Here is a 5036-nt window from a genome sequence, read left to right on the forward strand (position 1 = left end):
GATATGGTGCGGTTTCGAACTCGCATTCGGCGTCAACATAGCTCGCCCACAATCTCTGACTGATCTCTGGTTTTTCGTTTGGAAGCACCGTGTGGAGCAACTTGACGTAATGAGCGATGTATACCTGCCAAGCCTGCGCAGCCGCGTTGCCGCATTGAGATGCGTCGGTCTTGCACGCTTGGGTAGCCGATCCTGCATCCAAGCATGACTGGATGGCGTTTTCCGGGTCGCGCAGGCAGGTCCGGATGATTGTAAGAGTACTATCGAAGGGTAGACGCAAAGTATCATTGTTTCGGAGGTAGGCGGACAGTTCATCAACGGGAATTTCGCTTAACGATAATTTGTCATACCCGGATCGTGTTGGTTCGACTGCCGATTGCGCAGGCGTCAAATTCTGCCTCTCTCTGACACACTCTGGATCATCTTTGAAAAGAGAATCACTACAATTTGGAGGCATTCCGGGAGACGGCGGAGGACCATTGCGTGGGTCATATGTAGTGCAGCCAGCAGTGGTAGCGACGATACCAAAAAGTACCGATCGTTTGATCAGCAATGGCCAACCGATTTTTTTCATCGCTGACTTTGATCCTCCTTCGGTTTCCGGATCGACATTGTGGCGACTTGGGGATTGGCGGTAGGCGCTACGTCGACAATCCGCTGCCACCAGTCAGCCGCACTCTTCACTATCCCGCGCCGCTCGGCCAGTTCGAGGAAGGCACGCGTGGTCAGTACATCCGTTGCCATGTCCAGCCCTGTTTCGCGGACGAAGCGCGGAATCTTGCCGTTCTCATAGACGATGAGGATGCTGGCATCGCTATGGTAGTCCACGTAGTTCCCGAGCCACTGCATGATTGCCAGCTCGCCCGCATCCTTGGCGCGGGCGGTAGGGTCGACGGTCCGGGCCATCACGAACAGTCTGCCGATCTCGGTCGGCGCGACCAACACCGGCGCGTTGCTACCGGGCTTCTGCCCCGCATCGAGCCAATCCTGTATCTCTTGCGCTCCGGGTTTGCTCATGTCCTGCGTGGCCTCGAAGGCGACCATATCAGCCACTACGACACGGCCCCCGATCTGGTGGAGCAGGTGGAGGGCATCGGTCTGCGCCAGATGAATCAGCGGGCCGGTGTCCGGCACGATCACGTCGGGCCGCTCGATCGGGGTTTCTACGTCGTCCATATGATCCTCACTGCTCGCTAGGGCTGTCGCCCTGGCGACCAAATAGGCGGGACCAGAACCCGCCCGTGGAAGGGGGTAGCGTCGGCCCGACGCTCTCCGTCATTTCCGAAGCTGCGTCCGGTGTCCGCGCCGGGGGAGTGCGTTGGTCGGTAAGCAAGCCGCGTTCGGCTATCTGTCGCCAGTGGTTGCGATCGGCCCGAATGTCCTCGCGATCGGCGCGGACGTCATCCAGTTGGGAGCGGAGAAGGTCGATTTGCTCCTTCAGCAGGGTGACGACCTCACTGTTTTCAGGGGGTATACCAGCGTCAACCTGAGGGGTAACCTTACCTCTATCTTGGTTTACGGCAGGCCATACCCGAAAAAGTTCGACGGGTTCGATAAGCCATCCTCCGCTCGCGTCCTTGATGGCGGAAAGCCGACCAGAACGAATAGCTTTTATGACCGACTGCTTGGTCAAGCCGACATGCTTTGCAGCCTCTGCAGGGGATAAACTCATAGGGCCAACCAGTGTAAACCAGTATAGGGGTAGGGGGGTAAACCCGGTTTACGCATCGCCAAGTTTGCCTAGCAAGGTTCCTGTGATCGAGCCGATGCTTTGCGCTTCGTCCATCGGCCCTCGATCGGCAGGTTCCAACATTGCGGGAAGGTCTGGTTCCATGCCGGGAAGAGACGGCTCGCTCGGAGGCGGCTCGCCCTCACCGCCCGCCAACTGGCGTTCTCCCGGGAACAGCCGAGGCAGCTTCCGCAATGGCTCTAGCTGGCCCAATTCGCCCCCGTCCGGCTGCTCGCTTTCAGCGAGGATCACGGTCGCGCTGAACAGCGAGTAGCGCAGCCCCTCTCGCGGTCCATGCCACGCGACCCGGTCATTGACGACATAGGCGTTCACGGTGCCACGGTCCCCGATCTGACGGACTTCGATCCAGCGGCCTTCTACGAGGTCCTGTATCGCTCGCACGATGGTGCGCCGGTTGCAGCCCATGAGCTTCGCCAAGACGGACTGGGATGCCACTACCGCGTTGTGCTGACCGATCCGCGCAACGAATACGTGCAGCAGTGCGGAAGCGCGGGGGCTTCTGACCGACATACGCGCCCATGCCTCGTGAGTGGCCCGATCTGTTTGAACCCATGTTCCGGGCGAGGAAGCGGCAGGCAAAGTGCGCATATCTGTCACAGGGGTGTGACTCCAGTGTCGGAAAATAGGACAAATACTGGTCGCGAAATGCGACTACTGTGTCAAGTTACAAGACAGACCTGTGACTCCTGGGAGTCACACCCCTGTGACTCCCAGGAGTCACACCCCCCCCTAGCAAGTACCTGAGATAAAAGGATGTTTTTTAGGCTCTCTCTAATGATCTAATGAGCGGCCACGCCCGACCGACGAGGCTGGTGGACGATCATTAGATTAGAGTGGAACAGAAGAAGAACAAAGAACGCGGCTAGTCGCCGCGTGCGCCGAAATGTGAATCCGCGCCATCGCGGTCGGAGCGCCTGTGGCAAATGTGGAGATGCTTGGCGGGGAGGAAGGAGGGTCAGGAGGGGTCAGTCCCTGAATCGCGCCGGATGGGCTTCCTACGGCCTTTGCTGAGGCTGTAACGGCACCCATCCAGCCTTGCAGATACCGGTCTTGTGGTCCCAACGACCGGCGCAGCCATACATCCGCTGCTCGATCTTGGGTTCCTTGGCCCAGTGGTAGGCAAAGGCTGCGAAGAAGATCACTGGCAGCGCGATCAGGGCGGCAGTGATCCATTCCTTGACCCGATCGAGCCAGATGCCCGTGCTGGCCCGCTGGAGTGTCCCCGCGGCCCGGTGGAGGTCCTGCACGGTCGATCCTACCTGCTGGCTCCACTCGGCGCGCTGACGGGCGTCCTGCTCGATCTGGCGGGCGAGCGTGGCGGACTGCTCCGCAACCCCTTCGGCCCCGGCATGGCGCATGGCATCGAGCAGGGTTCGGTAGTCGGCGTGGGGATCACCGGAGGGCGGGGGCGCGGCGAAGTCGGAAGGGTCGAACGGTTCAGCCATCGCCGGTGCCGCCCTTGAAGGTCCAGCCCGCGAACGCCTTACGATCCTGATCCCGGCTGATGCGCTCTATCAACTCGTTCAGTCGGGCTTCCCACTCCGCGTCTTTCATTGCGGCGTCGAGGAGCAGACCGCCGAGGATGATCTTGCGGCGGGCATCGGCTTTGCGGTTGAGCGTGGATGCGCGGGCTTCGAGAGCCTGTAACCGGACCTTGGCCTGTGCTACTTTCAGGCGGGCTTTTTCGATAGCTTCGAGTGTCGAGTCCGCCATGACTGGTCCTTTCGCTATACCATACAGATAGCACCGTACCAGAGCGACTGAAAGGAGTGAATGGCGCACTTATGCAAACTTGCGTTTGCGTGCGTCGGGGCGTAGCCCCAAACCCCAGCGGGCTGTCGCCCGCGCCATGTTGGCACATGGCAAGGAGTGCGCGGCGATGGCGAGTTTCCATCTAGCGGTGAAGACGGTAGGCCGGTCCGCTGGTCGCAGCGCGACGGCGGCAGCGGCTTACCGTGCGGGCGTGGAGATCGAAGACGAGCGCTCCGGCATCGTCCACGACTACACCCGCAAGCAGGGTATCGAGCATCGCGAGATCGTCGCGCCTACCGATGCGCCCGCATGGGTGCAGGACCGGTCGGCGCTGTGGAACGCCGCCGAGAAGGCGGAGACGCGCAAGAACTCGACGGTCGCGCGGGAATACGAGATTGCGCTCCCGGCCGAGTTGTCGGCCGACGAGCGGCGCGACCTTGCGGTGGGCCTCGCCCGCGAGATCAGCGAGCGGCACGGGGTGGCGGTGGACGTAGCGATCCACGCGCCTGGTCGCCAGGGCGACCAGCGTAACCACCATGCGCACCTGCTGACGACGACGCGGCGGATCGGCGCGGAGGGGCTGGGGGAGAAGACCCGCGAACTGGACCAGAAGACCAGCGGGGAGGTCGAACGCTGGCGGGAGCGCTACGCGGAGATGCAGAACGCGGCGCTTGAACGGGCGCACAGTCCCGAGCGGGTCGACCACCGCAGCAACCAGCGGCGCGGGATCGAGCAGGAGGCGACGGTGCACATGGGGCCGGGGGTGGCGGCGATGGAGCGTCGGGCCGAGCGGACAGCGCAGCGCGAGGGGCGCGAGCATACGCCGGCGACGAGAGTCGGGCAGCACAACGCCGGCGTCCTCGAGAAGCGCGGTCTGCGCCAGTATATCGAGCAGGGTACGGAGTTCGTGCGCGAGATGACCCAGCGGGCGACGGGACACCTGCGTTCGTTCGCGGCGACGTTGAGCGGTGCGGTCGATCGCGATCGGCGGGAGGCGACCGAGGCGCAGCAGCGCGAGCAGCTAGCCGCCGAGCGCGCCCGTCTGGTGGCGCAGGAGCGTCAACAGGCTCACCAGCGGGAGCAGGTGGCCGAGCGGTTCAGGACGATCGCGGCGCGGCGCGAGGCGGGCGCCCATGGCTATACTGACCAGAGCAGCGACTGGCGGGCGACTCCGGAGGCGCTGCGCCGTGCGGTGGACGCCTATAACAGGGCGAACCAGCACACCAAGGATCTGTATATCGAGCGGATCCAGCGCGAGCCCCAAATGGCGCAAGCCATGGCCCAGCTCGTCAACCAGCGCGAACGTACCCTGCAACGTGATCAGGGGTTGAGTCGATGATATCGACCTCCCTAATCAAAAATCGCGAAGATAGAGACGCAACAGGTACGCCACCGCTCAATAGCAGAAGATATCAGACCTATTCTGGGTTAGAACTCGCATTTATAAGCGTACCTCGCAGTTCTAGTGCTCGCTTTTCAGCGTTTGTCGTCCGACATGCTGCGTCAACGTTGTGACGCATTGCAGGGTCATCCG

General features: G+C 62.0%; 7 protein-coding genes. 1 reads left to right on the plus strand and 6 read right to left on the minus strand.

Annotation, left to right across the window (positions count from 1 at the left end):
- The 6 genes from L8K25_RS22420 to L8K25_RS22445 form a co-directional block, all read right to left on the minus strand.
- A partial coding sequence (locus L8K25_RS22420) for a hypothetical protein (protein ID WP_242141243.1) occupies window positions 1-574 on the minus strand: 574 nt, incomplete at its 3' end.
- Entirely contained in the window at window positions 571-1176 is a 606-nt protein-coding gene (locus L8K25_RS22425; protein ID WP_242141244.1) for a hypothetical protein, read from the minus strand. The genes L8K25_RS22425 and L8K25_RS22420, both read right to left, overlap by 4 nt.
- Window positions 1177-1183: 7 nt before the next feature.
- Window positions 1184-1672 carry a helix-turn-helix domain-containing protein gene (locus tag L8K25_RS22430; protein ID WP_347341177.1) on the minus strand — a complete coding sequence of 163 codons (489 nt, stop codon included), beginning with the start codon at window positions 1670-1672 and terminating at the stop codon, window positions 1184-1186.
- A 48-nt stretch (window positions 1673-1720) separates the two neighbouring features.
- Window positions 1721-2338 (minus strand): helix-turn-helix domain-containing protein, encoded by a 618-nt coding sequence (locus L8K25_RS22435; protein ID WP_242141249.1) that lies wholly within the window; start codon window positions 2336-2338, stop codon window positions 1721-1723.
- A gap of 407 nt (window positions 2339-2745) precedes the next feature.
- Complete coding sequence (locus L8K25_RS22440) at window positions 2746-3195, minus strand: hypothetical protein (RefSeq protein ID WP_242141246.1); 450 nt, start codon at window positions 3193-3195, stop codon at window positions 2746-2748.
- Window positions 3188-3463, minus strand: a complete 276-nt coding sequence (locus L8K25_RS22445; protein ID WP_242141247.1) for a mobilization protein — start codon at window positions 3461-3463, stop codon at window positions 3188-3190. The genes L8K25_RS22440 and L8K25_RS22445 overlap by 8 nt, the downstream gene beginning before the upstream one ends.
- Before the next feature lie 166 nt (window positions 3464-3629).
- Here L8K25_RS22445 and mobQ point away from each other — a divergent pair, with 166 nt between their 5' ends.
- Entirely contained in the window at window positions 3630-4841 is a 1212-nt protein-coding gene (gene mobQ / locus L8K25_RS22450; RefSeq protein ID WP_242141248.1) for a MobQ family relaxase, read from the plus strand.
- Window positions 4842-5036 lie beyond the last annotated feature (195 nt).

Origin of the sequence: Sphingomonas sp. TREG-RG-20F-R18-01, from assembly GCF_022662475.1 — a bacterium.
In the GTDB taxonomy this organism is placed as follows: domain Bacteria; phylum Pseudomonadota; class Alphaproteobacteria; order Sphingomonadales; family Sphingomonadaceae; genus Sphingomonas.